At 65.1% G+C, this 16,831-nt stretch carries 22 protein-coding genes; 9 read left to right on the top strand and 13 right to left on the bottom strand.

Going from position 1 to position 16,831, the window contains the following annotated elements; genetic code table 11:
* Nucleotides 1–58 precede the first annotated feature (58 nt).
* Together AC1ROK_RS02060 and AC1ROK_RS02055 are read right to left on the bottom strand one after the other, a co-directional pair.
* A complete protein-coding gene (locus tag AC1ROK_RS02060) occupies nt 59–922 on the bottom strand; it encodes a methylated-DNA--[protein]-cysteine S-methyltransferase (RefSeq protein ID WP_492843336.1) in 864 nt (287 codons plus the stop codon).
* A gap of 231 nt (nt 923–1,153) precedes the next feature.
* Nucleotides 1,154–1,633 (bottom strand): DUF2244 domain-containing protein, encoded by a 480-nt coding sequence (locus AC1ROK_RS02055; RefSeq protein WP_492843334.1) that lies wholly within the window; start codon nt 1,631–1,633, stop codon nt 1,154–1,156.
* Between the two features lie 39 nt (nt 1,634–1,672).
* Here AC1ROK_RS02055 and nth point away from each other — a divergent pair, with 39 nt between their 5' ends.
* The gene (gene nth / locus AC1ROK_RS02050) at nt 1,673–2,344 is read left to right on the top strand and encodes an endonuclease III (protein WP_492843332.1); all 672 of its coding nucleotides are present in this window, start codon (nt 1,673–1,675) and stop codon (nt 2,342–2,344) included.
* A gap of 58 nt (nt 2,345–2,402) precedes the next feature.
* Here the strand turns inward: nth and AC1ROK_RS02045 are convergent, their stop codons facing one another.
* Nucleotides 2,403–2,852, bottom strand: a complete 450-nt coding sequence (locus AC1ROK_RS02045; protein WP_492843330.1) for a DUF2214 family protein — start codon at nt 2,850–2,852, stop codon at nt 2,403–2,405.
* A gap of 154 nt (nt 2,853–3,006) precedes the next feature.
* Here AC1ROK_RS02045 and AC1ROK_RS02040 point away from each other — a divergent pair, with 154 nt between their 5' ends.
* Both AC1ROK_RS02040 and AC1ROK_RS02035 read left to right on the top strand, forming a co-directional pair.
* Nucleotides 3,007–3,606 carry a TetR/AcrR family transcriptional regulator gene (locus AC1ROK_RS02040; protein ID WP_492843328.1) on the top strand — a complete coding sequence of 200 codons (600 nt, stop codon included), beginning with the start codon at nt 3,007–3,009 and terminating at the stop codon, nt 3,604–3,606.
* 77 nt (nt 3,607–3,683) lie between these two features.
* Nucleotides 3,684–4,685, top strand: coding sequence for an adenosine kinase (locus tag AC1ROK_RS02035; RefSeq protein ID WP_492843326.1), 1,002 nt, complete (start codon nt 3,684–3,686; stop codon nt 4,683–4,685).
* Between the two features lie 104 nt (nt 4,686–4,789).
* On the opposite strand, the gene coaA is transcribed toward AC1ROK_RS02035, so the two are convergent.
* From coaA to AC1ROK_RS01995, 8 genes are all read right to left on the bottom strand, one after another.
* Nucleotides 4,790–5,740 carry a type I pantothenate kinase gene (coaA, locus tag AC1ROK_RS02030; protein ID WP_492843324.1) on the bottom strand — a complete coding sequence of 317 codons (951 nt, stop codon included), beginning with the start codon at nt 5,738–5,740 and terminating at the stop codon, nt 4,790–4,792.
* Entirely contained in the window at nt 5,740–6,066 is a 327-nt protein-coding gene (locus AC1ROK_RS02025) for a phosphoribosyl-ATP diphosphatase (protein WP_492843322.1), read from the bottom strand. The genes coaA and AC1ROK_RS02025 overlap by 1 nt, the downstream gene beginning before the upstream one ends.
* The gene (gene hisF, locus AC1ROK_RS02020; protein ID WP_492843320.1) at nt 6,063–6,872 is read right to left on the bottom strand and encodes an imidazole glycerol phosphate synthase subunit HisF; all 810 of its coding nucleotides are present in this window, start codon (nt 6,870–6,872) and stop codon (nt 6,063–6,065) included. The genes AC1ROK_RS02025 and hisF overlap by 4 nt, the downstream gene beginning before the upstream one ends.
* Nucleotides 6,873–6,975: 103 nt before the next feature.
* A complete protein-coding gene (locus AC1ROK_RS02015) occupies nt 6,976–7,200 on the bottom strand; it encodes a hypothetical protein (RefSeq protein ID WP_492843318.1) in 225 nt (74 codons plus the stop codon).
* Nucleotides 7,193–7,525 carry a hypothetical protein gene (locus AC1ROK_RS02010; RefSeq protein ID WP_492843316.1) on the bottom strand — a complete coding sequence of 111 codons (333 nt, stop codon included), beginning with the start codon at nt 7,523–7,525 and terminating at the stop codon, nt 7,193–7,195. Before AC1ROK_RS02010 ends, AC1ROK_RS02015 begins: the two co-directional genes overlap by 8 nt.
* Nucleotides 7,522–8,256 (bottom strand): 1-(5-phosphoribosyl)-5-[(5-phosphoribosylamino)methylideneamino]imidazole-4-carboxamide isomerase, encoded by a 735-nt coding sequence (gene hisA / locus AC1ROK_RS02005; RefSeq protein ID WP_492843314.1) that lies wholly within the window; start codon nt 8,254–8,256, stop codon nt 7,522–7,524. The genes AC1ROK_RS02010 and hisA overlap by 4 nt, the downstream gene beginning before the upstream one ends.
* Before the next feature lie 157 nt (nt 8,257–8,413).
* Complete coding sequence (gene hisH / locus AC1ROK_RS02000) at nt 8,414–9,064, bottom strand: imidazole glycerol phosphate synthase subunit HisH (protein WP_492843312.1); 651 nt, start codon at nt 9,062–9,064, stop codon at nt 8,414–8,416.
* A complete protein-coding gene (locus AC1ROK_RS01995) occupies nt 9,061–9,411 on the bottom strand; it encodes a DUF2628 domain-containing protein (RefSeq protein ID WP_492843310.1) in 351 nt (116 codons plus the stop codon). The genes hisH and AC1ROK_RS01995 overlap by 4 nt, the downstream gene beginning before the upstream one ends.
* A gap of 122 nt (nt 9,412–9,533) precedes the next feature.
* Here AC1ROK_RS01995 and AC1ROK_RS01990 point away from each other — a divergent pair, with 122 nt between their 5' ends.
* Complete coding sequence (locus AC1ROK_RS01990) at nt 9,534–9,692, top strand: hypothetical protein (protein ID WP_492843308.1); 159 nt, start codon at nt 9,534–9,536, stop codon at nt 9,690–9,692.
* A gap of 160 nt (nt 9,693–9,852) precedes the next feature.
* Here the strand turns inward: AC1ROK_RS01990 and hisB are convergent, their stop codons facing one another.
* Complete coding sequence (hisB, locus tag AC1ROK_RS01985; RefSeq protein WP_492843306.1) at nt 9,853–10,440, bottom strand: imidazoleglycerol-phosphate dehydratase HisB; 588 nt, start codon at nt 10,438–10,440, stop codon at nt 9,853–9,855.
* A 183-nt stretch (nt 10,441–10,623) separates the two neighbouring features.
* On the opposite strand from hisB, the gene hslV reads away from it, so the two are divergent.
* From hslV to AC1ROK_RS01960, 5 genes are all read left to right on the top strand, one after another.
* Nucleotides 10,624–11,184, top strand: coding sequence for an ATP-dependent protease subunit HslV (gene hslV / locus AC1ROK_RS01980; protein WP_492843304.1), 561 nt, complete (start codon nt 10,624–10,626; stop codon nt 11,182–11,184).
* Nucleotides 11,171–11,689: a GNAT family N-acetyltransferase gene (locus AC1ROK_RS01975; protein ID WP_492843302.1), complete on the top strand. Its 519-nt coding sequence runs from the start codon at nt 11,171–11,173 to the stop codon at nt 11,687–11,689. Before hslV ends, AC1ROK_RS01975 begins: the two co-directional genes overlap by 14 nt.
* Nucleotides 11,686–12,195 (top strand): GNAT family N-acetyltransferase, encoded by a 510-nt coding sequence (locus AC1ROK_RS01970; RefSeq protein ID WP_492843300.1) that lies wholly within the window; start codon nt 11,686–11,688, stop codon nt 12,193–12,195. The genes AC1ROK_RS01975 and AC1ROK_RS01970 overlap by 4 nt, the downstream gene beginning before the upstream one ends.
* 6 nt (nt 12,196–12,201) lie before the next feature.
* Nucleotides 12,202–13,512: an ATP-dependent protease ATPase subunit HslU gene (hslU, locus tag AC1ROK_RS01965; RefSeq protein WP_492843298.1), complete on the top strand. Its 1,311-nt coding sequence runs from the start codon at nt 12,202–12,204 to the stop codon at nt 13,510–13,512.
* Nucleotides 13,513–13,579: 67 nt separating this feature from the next.
* Nucleotides 13,580–14,773 carry a pyridoxal phosphate-dependent aminotransferase gene (locus AC1ROK_RS01960; protein WP_492843296.1) on the top strand — a complete coding sequence of 398 codons (1,194 nt, stop codon included), beginning with the start codon at nt 13,580–13,582 and terminating at the stop codon, nt 14,771–14,773.
* A 206-nt stretch (nt 14,774–14,979) separates the two neighbouring features.
* On the opposite strand, the gene AC1ROK_RS01955 is transcribed toward AC1ROK_RS01960, so the two are convergent.
* Nucleotides 14,980–16,719 carry an ABC transporter ATP-binding protein gene (locus AC1ROK_RS01955; RefSeq protein ID WP_492843294.1) on the bottom strand — a complete coding sequence of 580 codons (1,740 nt, stop codon included), beginning with the start codon at nt 16,717–16,719 and terminating at the stop codon, nt 14,980–14,982.
* Nucleotides 16,720–16,831 lie beyond the last annotated feature (112 nt).

Here is a 16,831-nt window from a genome sequence, read left to right as displayed (position 1 = left end):
GGCAAAGCCCTCGCCGCGGGGTGGCCGCGTAAGCGGCCGGGTAAGGGGCAGTTCAGCCCTAAGCCCCAACCACCCCTGACTCCCAGCCCAGAATCGCCCGCTTGCGCGGCACGCCCCAGTGATAGCCAGTGAGCGCGCCGCTGGTTCCCACCACGCGGTGGCACGGCACGACGAAGCTGATCGGGTTCTTGCCCACCGCGGCGCCCACGGCACGGGCAGCGGTGGGGCGGCCGATATGGTTGGCGACCCGCTGGTAGGTGGTGGCCTTGCCAACCGGGATCTTCAGCAGCGTCTCCCAGACCTGTACCTCGAAATCGGTACCGATCAGGACGACGCGCACCGGCTGCTCGGGGTCCCAGCGGTTGGGGTCGAACACCCGGGCGGCAACCGGCGCCACCGCCTTGTCGTCGCGGCGGTATCGGGCATTGGGCCAGCGGTTGGCGAGATCCTCGAAAGCTTCTTCGACCGACATGTTCTCGTCGGCAAAGCCGATGCCGCTCAGCCCGTATTCGGTCATGGTCAGCACCGCGGTGCCGAACGGCGACGGGGCAGCGCCCCAGATCATCTCGAGTCCCTCGCCGCGGGCGCGGAAGGCACCGGGCGGCATGGCCTCGTGGGTGACGAACAGGTCGTGCAGTCGCGAGGTCGAGGAGAGGCCCACCTCATAGGTAGTGTCGAGCACGCTCTGCTGGTCGGCCAGCAGTTTCTTGGCGTGATTGAGCGCCACGGCCTGGGCGAAGCTCTTGGGGCTCAGCCCGCACCAGCGGCGGAACAGGTCGGTGAGCTGCCGCTCGGTCAGCCCGAGGGCGCGGGCAAAGCGCGGCAGATCGGTTTCGTCGGGCAGCGTCTCGCTCAGATAGGCGATGGCGGCCTGGACGGTCTCGTAATCCGAGTTGGCGATGATGGTTTCGTGCTTGCTCATGATGAGCGGAACATAGGCGCGCCGAAGCGCGGTTGCGACCCGGTTTTGACGGCGAAAGGGGCAGTTACCGCCCGCACGTTCAACACACTCGATGTCATCCCGGCGGAGGCCGGGATCCATCCTGAGATGCTTCGGCCCGTGCGCAGACCTAGACACCTCAGGATGGGCCCCGGCCTCCGCCGGGGTGACACCGAGGGGGTGGCACGTTTCGATCTACGGCCGCCAGGCCGGTCAAACCCGCGCTCGCTTCAGCGCGGTGCCGAAGGCTTTGGCGAAGCTCGACTTCTCGTCCTGGTTGAGGAACTGGCCGAGCACGATGTCGCGGTCGCGGGTCCTGAGATGCAGCGCCACCGTCCGCTCGTTGTAGTCGCGGTCGACGACCAGCTTGACGAAATAGGGGTTGAAGCGGCTCAGGGTTTCCTTGCCGGTGCCATCGACCTGCTTCAGCTCGAGCTGGTCGGGCCACAGCGTCACTTCCTCGTAGCGCTTGCCGTCGCGCTGGCTCGAGCGCATCGCCCACCAGATCAGCGCGATGTCGAGGCCGAGAAAACCGACGATCGGCCAGGCGCCCATCGAAAAGAAAATGATGCCGGGAATGGTGGCGAGCACCGCCAGGAGGACGATGACGACGCGAAAACCCTTGCGTCCCAGCGATCGATGGGGCGTCAGCTTTGCCGCGAAGAGCGGCCTCGCTTGCGTTTGGGTCGTCATCTTGGGCATCAGTATAGGCTCAGAATCAGGATGACGGAAATGGCGCAGCAAAAAGTGAAGCGACTGCCGAAAGCAGATGTCGAAGCCATTTTCGGCGCTTTTGCGGCGGCGGAGCCCGAACCGAAGGGCGAGCTCGACTACGTGAACCCCTTCACCCTCCTGGTGGCGGTGGTGCTTTCGGCACAGGCGACCGATGCCGGCGTCAACAAGGCGACGAAGCTGTTGTTCCAGCTGGCGGATACGCCGGAGAAGATGGTGGCTCTGGGCCCCGCTGAGATCGAGGAAAAGATCAAGACCATCGGGCTGTTCCGCAACAAGGCAAAGAACGTCTTTGCGCTGAGCCAGCAGCTGATCGAAAAGTTCGATTCCAGGGTGCCCGAGGATCGCGAGGCGTTGGAGAGCCTTCCCGGCGTCGGGCGAAAGACGGCGAACGTGGTGCTCAACATCGCCTTCCGGCAGCCGACCATCGCAGTCGACACCCACCTGTTCCGCGTCGCCAACCGCACCGGGCTGGCGCCGGGCAAGACCCCGCTCGAGGTCGAGACCGGGCTATTGAAGATCGTGCCGGACGAGTACCTGCTGCACGCGCACCATTGGCTGATCCTGCATGGCCGCTACATCTGCAAGGCGCGCAAACCCGATTGCTGGCGCTGCATTATCCGCGACTGGTGCCGGTTCGAACCGAAGACCCCGGCGCCGAAAGGGAACTGACGCGCCGGCTCATCAGCCGGGCCTTCTCCCCTTGTGGGAAAAGGCGCTCACCGAAACATCAGACCCCATACCCGCGCGCCATGGCGGCGGCGAGGCTCGGGATGAACACCAGCAGCGCGGCCTGCAGGTAAAGGAAGCGGCGCGCTGCCGAAACCTCGGCTGCGGCGGGTGTGAACCCAGCATCGGCCGTCGCCGCCTTGCGCCAGCGCAGGATCGCCACCGTCGGCGGGATCGAGGCGAGGCCGACGCCGAGGAAGGCGATCATCTTGGCCCAGAACACCCAGTTGCCGACATAATACTCCCAGCCGGCCGAACCGAAGATCACCCTGACCACGCCGACGACGATGACGAGCATGGCCGTGGCGCCATAGGCGCGATCGAGCGCGCCGAGCTGGGTGAGGCGCTTGCCCTCGAGACCCGGCCGCAGCAAGGCGAACTCGGCAGCAAAGATCGCCACCAGGGTGAAGACGGCAAGGTGGTGGGCGATGGCAAGGATCAGGTCGGTCATCATGTCGCTCCCGCTAAGGACGGTAGGGTCTCGTCTGGACGCGAGATCGAACCGGAAAAGTCTCACAACTTTTCCTGATCTCGCTTTGCCGCCTCGACCCGTGCGAGGCAGCATGTTAACACCGTTCGCATCGAGATAATCTTCCATGTGAGCAATGTCAACATCCGAACCATCCGACCGCTATCACCATGGCGACCTGCGCCGGGCGCTGGTCGAAGCGGCGCTGGAGCTGCTGCTCGAAGGCGGCACCGAAGCACTGGGGATGCGCGAGCTGGCGCGGCGGGTCGGAGTCTCCGCCGCGGCGCCATACCGGCACTTCCGCGACAAGCAGGCCCTGATCCAGGCCGTCGCAGCCGCCGGGTTTGCGCTGTTCCTCGAAGCGATCGAGGGAGCCAAGGCGGGCGTCGCGCCTGAGGAGCAGTTCGGCGCCATGGCCGAGGCCTATGTGCAGTTCGCACTACGCTACCCGCGGCTCTACAAGCTGATGTTCTCGTCCGAGCTCGGCAAGTTCGAGGACAAGGAGCTGCGCCGCGCTGCCGACGCTGCCTATGAAAGCCTGGCGGTGGCGGCGGCGAAGCAAGATCCGGAAGCGCCGGGCGAGGCGGCGATCAGCGCCTGGGCCTTCGTCCACGGTCTCTCCATGCTGCTGCTCGACGAGCAGTTGCTCGGGGTTTCCGCCGCCAATGCCGAGCCGCTGGTCCGCAAGCTGACCCGCCGGCACGCCAGCCGCTTCGGCAAGCCGCACCCCGTCTGAGGTTGGCGTTGCGCGCGAGCACAATCTCCTCTATTTCCGGCGCGGCTCAATTACCCCATTTCATCGAAGGATCGCCGATGGCCGAGGCCCGGTTTGACGTTCTCACCATCGGCAACGCCATCGTCGACGTCATAGCTCCCATCGATCCCGGCTTCCTTGAACGCGAGGGGCTGTCGGAAGGCATCATGCATCTGGTCGATGCCGAGCGCTCTGCCTACCTCTATGAGCGCATGCCGGCCGACAAGCGCCAGATCTCCGGCGGCAGCTCGGCCAACACCGCGGCGGGTGTCGCCTCGCTCGGCGGCAAGGCCTCGTTCGTCGGCAAGGTGGCGGACGACGATCTCGGCGACGTGTTTGCCGACGACCTCAAGCGCATCGGCGTGCATTACGGCGTATCGCGCCTCAGCGACGGCCCGGCCACCGCGCGCTCGATGATCCTCCTCTCGTCGGACGGCGAGCGGACGATGAACACCTATCTCGGCGCCTGCCACCAATTGACCACCGCCGATATCAAGGAAGACGAGATCGGCGCGGCAACGGTCACCTATATGGAAGGGTTCCTGTGGGATCCGACCGAAGCGAAGAAGGCCTTCGTGATGGCGGCGCACTACGCACACAAGCACGAGCGGGCGGCCTCGTTCACGCTGAGCGACCCGTTCTGCGTCAACCGCTATCGCGACGAGTTCCTCGACCTGATCCGCTCCAAGACCATGGATATCGTGTTCGGCAATGTCGAAGAGCTGAAGTCGCTGTATCAGACCGACCTGCACGGCGCGGTGCAGGCGATCGCCCAGGACGCGGAACTCGCGGCGATCACCATGGGCGCCGACGGCGCCATGGTGGTGCACCAGGGTGAGATCATCACCGTCCCCGCCTACGCGGTGAAAGAAGTGGTCGATGTCACCGGCGCCGGCGACCTGTTCGCCTCGGGGTTCCTCCTGGCGATAGCCAGGGAACGCGACTTCCGCACCGCGCTGCAGGCGGGGTGCCTGGCGGCCAGCGAAGTGATCTCGCATATCGGCGCCCGGCCGGTGGCGGATCTGCAGGCGCTGGCTGCCGAGAAGAGCATCGGGATCTAGGGCTCGATCTCGCAGTGCTCCTCCACCGCAAAGCGGAGGAGGCAGCCCCATACACGGGGCCTCCGCCCGGGGGAGAGGGTCGGGGTGAGGGGCAGCAAAGCGCGCTAAACCTTCCGCAGCGCCACGCGCTCAATCGCGTGGCTCGGGCCCTTGGTCAGCACCAGGTCGGCGCGGCTGCGGGTTGGCTGGATGTTGTCGCGCAGGTTCGGCAGGTTGATTTCCTTCCAGGCCCACATGCCGAAAGCCTCGGCTTCCTCGGTGCTCATCTTGGTGAAGCGGTGGAAGAAGCTCTTGGGGTCGGCGAAGGCGGTTTCGCGCAGACGCCGGAAGCGTTCCATGAACCAGGTGGTCAGGTCGTTCTCGTCGGCATCGATGAAGATCGAGAAATCGAGGAAGTCGGAGGCGAAGAGGATCGGCTTGCCGGATTTCGGCAGCTCGCCCGGCTGCAGGATGTTGAGCCCCTCGACGATCAGGATGTCGGGCCGGTCGATGGTGATGAATTCCCCATCGATGACGTCGTAGACGAGGTGCGAGTAGACCGGCACCTTGACGTCAGGCTTGCCCGACTTGATGTCCGACAGGAAGCGGATCAACGCACTGCGATCATAGCTTTCGGGGAAGCCCTTGCGGTCGGCGAGCTGCAGCTCATCGAGCCGCCGGTTCGAATAGAGGAACCCGTCAGTGGTGACGAGGTCGACCTTGGGCGAGCTCGGCCAGCGGCTGAGCAGCGCCTTGAGGATACGTGAAGTGGTGGATTTCCCGACCGCCACGGAACCGGCGACGCCGATGATGTAAGGCACCTTGCGGCCATCGGCGCCGAGGAACTTCGTCGAGGCGCGGTGCAGCTCTTGCGTCGCCTCGACATAGAGCGAGATCAGCCGGCTCAGCGGCAGGTAGATCTCTTCGGCCTCGGTGAACGAGATCGGATCGGTGAGGGCGCGCAGGCGTTTGACGTCATCGGCATCGAGCGTCATCGGCTCATCGGCGCGAAAGCCGCTCCACTCGGCCTTGGTGAAATAGTGGTAAGGCGCGAGCTCGAGCTTCTTCCTCCCCATCAGCCCTGGACCTTCCCGCGCGATGCCTTTTCCTCGAGGCCTGATTGCGCGGTGCGGCGCTCGAGCTGAGCCATCACATCGCTGAGCGGCACGCCGGCGGCGCGGAGCAACACCAGGAGGTGGTAGATCACGTCGGAGGCTTCGCCTTCGGTGCCTTTCCGATCCTTGGTCACCGAGGCAATGATGATCTCAGCGGCTTCCTCGCCGAACTTCTTGGCGCAGCGCTCGACGCCGCCCGCCAGGAGCTTGGCGGTGTAGCTCTCGTCGGGCGAGGCACCGGCGCGGGCGGCGATGCGTTTATCCAGGTCTTCGAGGGTGAAGCTCACAGAAACTCTCCCGCATTGGAATCGCGCCGCATCGGGATGCCGTGGCGCTCCATATAGTCCTTGGCCTCGCCCACCGTGTAGCTGCCGAAATGGAAGATCGAGGCGGCGAGCACCGCCGAGGCGTGCCCCAGCTTCACCCCATCGACCAGATCATCGAGCGAACCGACGCCGCCCGAAGCGACCACCGGCACGTGCACGGCATCGGCAATGGCGCGGGTCAGCTTCAGGTCGAACCCCGACTTGGTGCCGTCGCGGTCCATCGAGGTGACCAGCAGCTCGCCGGCGCCGCGCTCGACCATCCTCGTGGCGAACTCCACCGCGTCGAGCCCCGTCGGGTTGCGCCCGCCATGGGTATAGATTTCCCACTCGTCGACGTTCTGCTGTCCCGGGGCACGGGTCTGGCGCTGCCGGGCATCGACCGAAACGACGATGCACTGGTCGCCGAACTTGTCGGCGGCGCGGGCGATGAAATCCGGGTCGTTCACGGCCGCCGAGTTGATCGACACCTTGTCGGCCCCGGCGAGCAGGAGTTTTCGGATGTCCTCGAGCTTCCGGATGCCGCCGCCCACCGTCACCGGCATGAAGCAATGCTCGGCGGTGCGCGCCACTACATCGAAAATGGTGTCGCGGTTCTCGTGGCTCGCGGTGATGTCGAGGAAGGTCAGCTCGTCGGCGCCGGCGGCATTGTAGGCGATGGCGGCCTCGACCGGATCGCCGGCATCGATCAGGTCGACGAACTGCACGCCCTTGACGACGCGGCCGTCCTTCACATCGAGACAGGGAATAATGCGGGTCTTGAGGCTCATCGGACGGCCGATTCCTTTGTTCGCGCGTCCTCGCGGCAAAGCCGCTGCGGGCGACGCCTGCGATCCTTGACGTCGAGACAGGGAATGATGCGGGTCTTGAGGCTCATTGGCGCAGATCCGGTGGTGGGCGCTTCAGCCTGGCATAGATGGCGAAGCCGAAGGAAAACACCCAGAAGAACAGAGCAAACAGCCCGGCGAGGCCGAACAGGGTGGGGAGGATGCCGGTGAAGCCGGCATAAAACAGCGCCAATATGGGCACCAGCGCCACCGGATACCACCACAGGCGGACCCGCTCGACCAGTACCGGTTTGTTCCTGAGCTCAGCCACTGGGCGCGCCTCCCCGCTTCCGCCCCCAATAGAGCCGATGGGCGATCAGCACAACGGCCCAAAGCAACAGCGCCCCGGCGCCGAGCGGGATGGTGGCCAGCATGAACCAGCCCATTACCCCCAAGGCATAAAGCGTCGAGCCGATATCCTCGCCATTGACGATGCAGGGATGCACCGAGCCCTCATCGAGGGCGCAGCCATTGGCATCGGCGATGGTGCCGGCGACGATCACCGAAAGCACCGGAGCCAGCGCCACCAGCAAGATGATCGCCAGGACGATCCAATACGCCCACCAGGGGAACCGCCGCTTTGGCGCGGTGGTCACGCAGCGCGGCCCTTCAGCAGGGCGATTGCTTCACGTGAATCAATGCGCCCGTCATAGAGCGCACGGCCGGAAATGGCGCCTTCGAGGATCTGGTAGCGCGGCTCCGTCATGGTGCGGATGTCGTCCATCGTGGCGAGACCGCCCGAGGCGATCACCGGGATCGACACGGCTTCCGCCAGCTCGAGCGTCGAAGGCCAGTTGATGCCCTTCAGCACGCCGTCGCGGTCGATGTCGGTATAGATGATCGCCGCGACCCCTGCCCCCTCGAAGCGCTGCCCGAGCTCGATGGCAGTGAGCTCGGAGGTCTCGGCCCAGCCCTCCACCGCCACCCTGCCGCCGCGTGCGTCGATGCCGACTGCCACCTGGCCCGGGAACAACCGCGCCGCTTCGCGCACCAGCGCCGGATCGCGCACCGCGATGGTGCCGAGGATGACGCGGGCGAGGCCGCGACCAAGCCACTCCTCGATATGGGCGATGGTGCGGATGCCGCCGCCCAGTTGTACCGGGAAGTTCACCGCACCGAGGATCGCTTCAACGGCGTCGCCATTGACGCTGCGGCCGGCGAAGGCGCCGTTGAGATCGACAACGTGCAGGTACTCGAACCCCTGCTCTTCGAACGATTTGGCCTGGGCGGCCGGATCGTCGTTGAACACCGTCGCCTGCTGCATGTCGCCCAGCTTCAGCCGGACGCACTGGCCATCCTTCAAATCGATGGCGGGGAAGAGGATCATGCGGAGAACTCCATGCGCTTGGCCACCCCTCTCCCGGCCTCCCCCACAAGGGGGGAGGTGAAGAGTCGAGGCTGTGGCGCGATGTTGCCCAGCGCACCGGCAGGCACCTCCCCCCTTGTGGGGGAGGTTGGGAGGGGGGTGGCCACAAACTCGAAGCTCACGGCCTCCACCCCAGGAAATTGCGGATCAGCGTCAGACCGAGCGTCTGACTCTTTTCCGGATGGAACTGGGTGCCGAGCAGGTTGTCGCGACCGACGATGGCGGTGACCTCTTGGCCATAGTCGGCGCTGGCGATCAGCAGTTCCGGACGGTCCACCGCCATGTGATAGGAGTGGACGAAATAGGCGTGCAGCCCATCCGGTCCATCGGGGATGCCGGCCAGCAGTGGATGGGGCTGGTGAAAGCGCAAGGTGTTCCAGCCCATGTGGGGGACCTTGAGCTCGCCTTTCGGCTCGAGCCGCACGACTGCCCCGGGAATCCAGCCGAGTCCCCTGGTAATGGTCTTCTCGCGGCCTTCGGTCGCCATCAACTGCATGCCGACGCAGATGCCGAGGAACGGCACACCGCCACGGATCACCCGCTCCTCCAGCACCTCGACCATACCGGTCACCGCGTCGAGGCCGCCGCGGCAATCGGCGAAGGCGCCGACCCCCGGCAGGACGATGCGGTCGGCGCGCCGTACCGCCTCGACGTCGTCGGTGACGAGGATGTCATCGCCGGTCCCGGCTTCCCGCGCGGCGCGCTCGAAGGCTTTGGCGGCCGAGCGGAGGTTGCCCGAGCCGTAGTCGATAATAGTGACGGTGCTCATCGGGTCTGCCGCTTCAGGTAATCGACCAGGGCCAGATCCTCGCCGGCGGCGACGATCTCGGTGCGGTACAGGCCACCGCGCTTCGCCGTCTTCACCCGGCGGAAGCTGGAAGCCTCAAAGCCGATCAGGGTGGCGAACAGTCCATAGAGCCAGAAGGCCGCCGCGCCGCCGATCATGAGGCTTGCGCCGGCGATCGCGACGAGGCCGACAACCCAGATCAGCAGCAGCAGCCACAACCCGTGGACGAGCGCGTGCACCGGCGGCAGCAGGGCTGCGGACCAGGAGAAGCGATCGGCCACGGCAGTGGGCGCATCGCTCGGGCGCTCGTAGACGGAATAGAGGGTCACGGTTATCCTCGCCAGATCGTCGTGGTTGCGGGTTCGCCTTAGAGCAAAACCCGCACGGTTGGAAGATGAGGGAACCTGCCGCCAGCCACGCCGTTGGTTCAACAGGCTTTGAGGAGAGCTTCATGACGCATGATTCCCACGACCCGCATGGCGATGGAACGATGGGTTCCGAACCGACCCAGGGCATTTTCATCGGCTGGCTCGCCGTCGGGCTGCTCGTCGTGATGGCGATCTTCACCCTGGCCGTAATCAGCGCCGGAGCGACACACAGCTTCAGCTGAGCGGTCTGGCTCGGTCCTCTGCCCGCGCCCCACCCACCGGGTCATTCCCCGAAAGCGGAACCTCTGTTTTCGTGTCGCACGATCGCAAACGAAGTTCACCGCTTTCGCGGGGATGACACCGGGTTTTGGGGGCTTGCAGAGCCTCGGTTCGCGATAGGCGTTACAGCGTGCCCTTGGTCGAGGGGATCGCATCGGCGGCGCGCGGATCGATCTCCACCGCCGAGCGCAGCGCCCGGGCCAGCGCCTTGAAGGCGCTTTCGGCGATGTGGTGGTTGTTGTCGCCGTAGAAGGTCTCGACGTGCAGCGTAATGCCGGCGTTCATGGCGAAGGCCTGGAACCACTCGCGGAACAGCTCGGTATCCATGTCGCCCACCTTGTCGCGGGTGAACTCGACCTTCCAGACGAGGAACGGTCGACCCGAGACGTCGAGCGCGACCCGGGTGAGCGTGCCGTCCATCGGCAGGTCGGACGAGGCATAGCGGCGGATGCCCCGCTTGTTGCCGAGCGCCTGCTTGATCGCTTCGCCCAAGGCGATGCCGACATCCTCGGCCGTGTGGTGGAAATCGATGTGCAGGTCGCCCTTGGCGACGACGGTCATGTCGATCAGCGAGTGCTTCGACAGTTGATCCAGCATGTGATCGAGAAAGCCGATGCCGGTCTGCATGTCATGCTGACCCGACCCATCGAGGTTCACCGACACCTGGATGTCGGTCTCGTTGGTCTTGCGGGCAATCTCGGCGGTGCGCATCTCGGCAGTCCCTATCCTGGCGCGGCGGCTGTAGCAGATAGCGCCGGAGCGGTGAAGATGCGGTGAAGGCGCCCGTGACCACCGCCCGGTAACCTCCAGGAAACTACCCAACCGGCTAGCCCGGTTTGCATTCCACCCGCTCGCCCCTAAATATGGCGGAACAGTTCTGGAGTTTTTCCCAAGATGTCGAAGGACAACGAGTTTCCCGGCTGGCACGGCACGACGATCGTCGCCGTCCGCAAGGGCAACAAGGTGGTGGTGGCCGGTGACGGACAGGTCTCGGTCGGCAACACCGTGATGAAGCATACCGCCAAGAAGGTCCGGCGCCTCGCCGATGGCAAGGTGATCGGCGGCTTTGCCGGCGCCACTGCCGACGCGTTCACGCTGTTCGAGCGGCTCGAAGCCAAGCTGATCCAGTATCCGGACCAGCTGATGCGCGCCTCGGTCGAACTCGCCAAGGATTGGCGCACCGACCGGTACCTGCGCCGCCTGGAAGCGATGATGATCGTCGCCGACAAGGATGTAACCCTGGTGCTCACCGGCACCGGCGACGTGCTCACCCCCGACCATTCGACCATCGCCATCGGCTCGGGCGGCAACTACGCCTATTCGGCGGCGCTCGCGCTGAGCGAGAACACCGACATGGACGCCGAGGAAATCGCCAGGAAGGCGATGAAGATCGCGGCCGAGGTCTGCATCTACACCAACGAGAACGTGACGGTCGAAACGATTGAAACCGTCTGACGCTCAGTTTCAGTACGGCTTCCGGCCGGTGACCCGAGCTGACCTGCCGCTTCTGGCCGGCTGGCTGACGGAGCCGCACGTGGCGAAATGGTGGGACGATCCGGCCGAAGGACTGAAGTCCATCGAAGAGCACATCGACAGCATTTCGGTCGAACCCTTCATCGTCGAACTCAACGGCAAGCCGATCGGCTACATCCAGAGCTACGACCCGCATCTCGAAGACGGGCACCCGTACCAGGACCAGCCAACCGGCACGCTGGGAATTGACCAGTTCATCGGGCCACCCGAGCTGATCGGCAAGGGCCACGGCCCGCGGCTGATCGAGGCGTTTGTCGAGCTGCTGTTCGAGGAAGGCGCCATCCGGGTGATCATCCATCCCGACCCGACCAACTTGGCCGCGATCCGGGCGTATGAGAAGGCCGGGTTCGAGCGTTTCGACACTCGGCACTCCGAGTATGGCCCGGCGTTGATGCTGGCGCGGAACGCCGACGGAGATTTCGCGTGAGCTGGATCACCCGCCGGCTCTCCGCAGCCGATGCCGAAGCCTACCGAGCGCTTCGGATCGAAGGACTGAAGGACTCGCCCGCCTCGTTCGGCTCGAGCCTCGCCGAGGAGATCGACAAGCCGGCTTCAGCCTGGGTCGATCGGCTCGACAAGGGGTACGTGTTCGGCCTGTTCGACGCCGAGGCGCTGGTCGGCACGGCCGGCTTCTACCGCGAGGCGATGCTGAAATCGGCGCATCGCGGGCACCTGGTCGGGGTCTATGTCAGCCCCGGCTCACGTGGCCGCGGCGGCGCCGACCTGTTGATCGCGGCGGTGATCGCGGAGGCGCGCAACCACGTGCTGCAGCTGCACCTGGCGGTGACGCAGGACAACCCCACGGCCCGCCGGCTCTATGAGCGGCACGGCTTCGTGATCTATGGCGAAGACCCGCGCGGCCTGAAGGTCGATGGCGTCTTTTACGATGACTATCTCATGGTGCTGCGCCTCGATGAGGGCAGCGGAAAGTGACGGATTATGAGTGATACCAATTTCTCCCCGCGCGAGATCGTCTCCGAGCTCGATCGCTACATTGTCGGCCAGCATGACGCCAAGCGCGCCGTGGCCGTGGCGCTGCGCAACCGCTGGCGCCGGCAGCAGCTCCCGCATGACTTGCGGGCCGAGGTGACGCCGAAGAACATCCTGATGATCGGGCCCACCGGCGTCGGCAAGACCGAGATCAGCCGGCGGCTGGCAAAACTGGCCCAGGCGCCGTTCATCAAAGTCGAGGCCACCAAGTTCACCGAAGTCGGCTATGTCGGCCGCGACGTCGAGCAGATCGTGCGCGATTTGGTTGAAGCGGGAATCTCCCTTCTCCGTGACAAGAAGCGCGCCGAGGTGCAGGCGCAGGCGCATCACAATGCCGAGGAGCGGGTGCTCGACGCGCTGGTCGGCTCGTCCGCCTCGCCCTCGACCCGTGACAGCTTCCGGCAGAAGCTCCGCACCAACGAGCTCGACGACAAGGAAATCGAGATCGAGATGCAGCCGACCGGCAATCCCGGCGGCTTCGACATCCCCGGCATGCCGGGCGCCAATATCGGCGTGATCAACATCCAGGACATGCTGGGCAAGGCCTTTGGCGGCCGCGGCGTCAAGCGCAAGGTCAAGGTGAAGGACGCGCACCAGCCGCTGCTGGCCGAGGAGGCCGACAAGCTGCTCGACCAGGACCAGCTGAACAAGGAAGCGGTCGACCTGGTCGAGAACCACGGCATCGCCTTCATCGACGAGATCGACAAGATCGTGAACCGCGAAGGCGGTTACGGTGGTGGCGTTTCCCGTGAAGGCGTGCAGCGCGACCTGTTGCCGCTGATCGAAGGCACCACGGTTTCGACCAAATACGGCCCGGTGAAGACCGACCACATCCTGTTCATCGCCTCGGGCGCCTTCCATGTGGCGAAACCCTCGGACCTGTTGCCCGAGCTGCAGGGCCGGCTGCCGATCCGCGTCGAACTCAAGGCGCTCACCCGGCAGGATCTGATCGGCATCCTCAACGACACCGATGCGAGCCTGATCAAGCAGTATGTGGCGCTGATGAAGACCGAGGGGCTGACCCTCGACTTCACCCCCGACGCGATCGAGGCGATCGCCGACGCGGCCGTGCAGGTCAACTCGACGGTCGAGAATATCGGCGCGCGCCGGCTCGCCACCATCCTCGAGCGGCTGGTCGAGGACATCTCGTTCGACGCACCGGACAAGGCTGGCGAAACCATCCGCATCGACAAGGCCTATGTCGACGAGCGGATCGGCAAGATGGCGGCCGACACCGACCTCAGCAGGTTCGTCCTCTAGTTACCAACGCAGCGATCGAGTACCAAGGCCGGGACCCGTTCCCGGCCTTTTCCATTGGAGCTTCGCGTTGACCGTCGCCGCCACTACCCCACCGATCCACACCGTCGCGGCGCGCCACGAGGTGCAGGCGCTGGCGAGCTCGCTGATCCGTGACGTGGCGAATGCCGGGATGGGGCGGACCGATGTGCTGCCGTTCTGGTTCGGCGAGTCCGACCAGCCGACGCCGCGTTTCATCCGCGACGCGGCCATGGCGTCACTGGCCGAGGGTGAAACCTTCTACTCGCAGAATCTCGGCCGACCGTATCTGCGTGAGGCGATCGCCGGGTATCTGAGTGACCTGCACGGCACCGCGGTGGCGCCGGGACGCATTGCCGCGGTGGGGTCAGGCGTCTCGGGACTGATGATCGCGGCGCAGATGGTGCTGTCGCCCGGCGACCGGGTGGTGGCCGTAACGCCGCTCTGGCCCAATATCGTCGAGATTCCGAGAATTCTCGGCGCCGAGGTGGCTCGGGTGCCGCTGACAATCAGGAATGGAAAATGGTCGCTCGATCTCGACCGGCTGCTCGAAGCGCTGACCCCGGATACGCGGCTCGCCATCATCAACTCGCCGAACAACCCGACCGGCTGGACCATCGAGGAAGATGAAGTCGACGCGGTGCTGGCACATTGCCGCAAGCATGGCATCTGGGTGCTGAGCGACGATGTCTATGAACGGCTGGTGCATGACCACGAGCGCCGCTCGGCTCCGTCGTTCCTTCGCCGCTATCAGACTGGCGACCGGATCATCTCGGTCAACAGCTTCTCCAAGGCCTGGTCGATGACCGGCTGGCGCGTCGGCTGGCTGGCAACGCCAGAGACGCTGTCGAACGATCTCACCAAGGTCATCGAATACAACACCTCGTGCATCCTCGAGCCGGTGCAGCGCGCCGCGACCGCGGCGCTGACCGAGGGCGAGCCGACGGTCATGAAGCTTCGCACCGAGCTCACTGCCACGCGAAGCCTTCTGGTCGACGAGCTGAGCCGGATACCCGGCGTCATCGTCCCCGAGGCCGGCGGCGCCATGTATGTGTTCTTCCGCATCGAGGGGTTTGCCGACACGCTGGCGCTGGCAAAGCGCCTAGTCGAGGAGGCGGGACTTGGCCTCGCGCCGGGTGGTGCATTCGGGCCGGAAGGCGACGGGTGGCTGCGCTGGTGCCACGCGGTTGAGCCGGAAAAACTCCGCGAGGGGGTTGGGCGGCTGAGACGTTTTCTCGGGCGGTGAGTTTGGGCACCTGCGGGGCTTCATCATCGGGTTAGCACAATTGGCGCCACCCACTCGATGTCATCCCTGCGAAAGCAGGGACCCAACTCTCCTCGGCGCGGGCTGTGAAATGGGTCCCAGCTTTCGCTGGGATGACAGCCGGTGGGGGGCGGAGAGGCGGTGGATCTACTCATCCGTGAACCTCCCCAGCCTAGCTGAGCCCCCGCTCACGGATTGGCCAATTGTCCGAACTGGGCGCCGTGCAGCCGGGCATAGGCGCCGTCGCGGCCGAGCAGCTCGGCATGGGTCCCCTGTTCGACGATCCCCTCGCTGCTCACCACCACGATGCGATCCGCATTGCGGATGGTGGCGAGCCGATGCGCCACCACCAGCGTGGTCCGGCCCTCCGACAGCGCGGCGAGCGCCTGCTGGATGGCGTATTCGGTGGCGGTGTCGAGGGCGGAGGTCGCTTCATCGAGGATGAGGATCGGCGGGTTCTTCAAGAAGATCCGGGCAATGGCGAGCCGTTGCTTCTGGCCACCCGACAGCTTTACGCCCCGCTCGCCGGTTGGGGTGTCGAGCCCATCGGGCAGCGACAGCACGAACTCATCGAGCGCGGCGCGGCGGAGCGCATCCATCACTTCCTCGTCGCTGGCGCCGAGACGGCCATAGGCGACGTTCTCGCGGATGGTCGAGCCGAACAGGAACACGTCCTGCTGCACGATGCCGATCTGGCCGCGCAGCGACGCCTGTGTCATGTCGCGGATGTCGATGCCGTCGACGGTGATGGCGCCGGCGGTGACGTCATAGAAGCGCGGCAGCAGCGAGCAGATGGTGGTCTTGCCGGCGCCGGACGGGCCGACAAAGGCGACGGTCTCGCCGGCCGCGATGGTGAGGTTCAACCCATCGAGCACCTTGTCCTTCGAGGACGGATCGCCCGAATAGGCAAAGCTCACATCCTCATAGACGATATCGCCCCTGAGGCTCTCGACCGCCCTGGCGCCCGGCCGGTCGGCGGTATCGGGCTCAGTGTCGATCAGCGTGGTAAAGCGGCGGAACCCGGCGATGCCCTTGGGATAGCTCTCGAGCACCGAGGTGATCTTGTCGATCGGCCGGAAGAACACGTTGACCAAGAGGAGGAAGCTGACGAAGCCGCCATAGCTCAGCTCGCCCTTGATGACGAACCAGGTGCCGGCGACCATCACCACCAGCTGTACGAAGCGGGTGCTGAAGTAGCTCAGCGCAATCGACGCCGTCATGATGGCATAGGCGCTGAGCTTGGTGGCGCGATAGCCCTCGTTGTTCTTGGCGAACAGTCCGCGCTCATAGTCCTCGTTGGCAAAGGCCTTCACCACCCGGATGCCGCCGACGCTCTCCTGCACGCGGGTGTTGAAGTCGCCGACCTGGCGGAACAGCTGCTGCCAGGTGGTGGTCATCTTCGCGCCGTAGCGGCTGACCAGCCAGGTCATCAGCGGCACGATGATGGTGGTGAGGAGCGCCAGCTGCCAGTGCACGGTGAACATCAGCAGGAATGCGCCCACGAAGGTCATCACCGCGATGAACAGATCCTCGGGGCCGTGATGGGCCACCTCACCCACTTCTTCGAGATCCTTGGTGACATGGGTAATGAGCTGGCCGGTCTTGTTGTTGTCGAAATAGCGGAAGCTCAGCTTCTGGATGTGGTCGAAAGCCTGGCGGCGCATGTCGGTCTCGATCGAGATACCGAGCGCATGGCCCCAGTAGTTGACGATGGCGGAGAGCGCGGTGTTGAGCGCGAACACCCCCAGCAGCAGCGCCGCGGTTGCGGCGATCAGCCCCCAGTTCTGCCCCGGCAGCAGGTCGTCGACGAACAGTTTTACCGCCAGTGGAAAGCCGAGCTCGAGGATACCAGCGAGCACGGCACAGCCAAAATCGAGAAAGAACAGGTGCTTGTAAGGGGCGTAATAGGCAAAGAACCGGCGCAGCATGAAACTTGTCCGCTGAAGTCAGAATATGTCGGCTAGCGCATAGTCCGGTTGCGGGAGGCTGTCCACCCGCCGGAGTGTTCCACGTGAATCCGCTGCAGATGGCGGCGTCGGA

It is taken from the genome of Devosia sp. GW821-FHT12F11, assembly GCF_058806655.1.
Note: the sequence above shows the minus strand (reverse complement) of the source record. Positions and strands in the feature narration are given on the sequence as shown.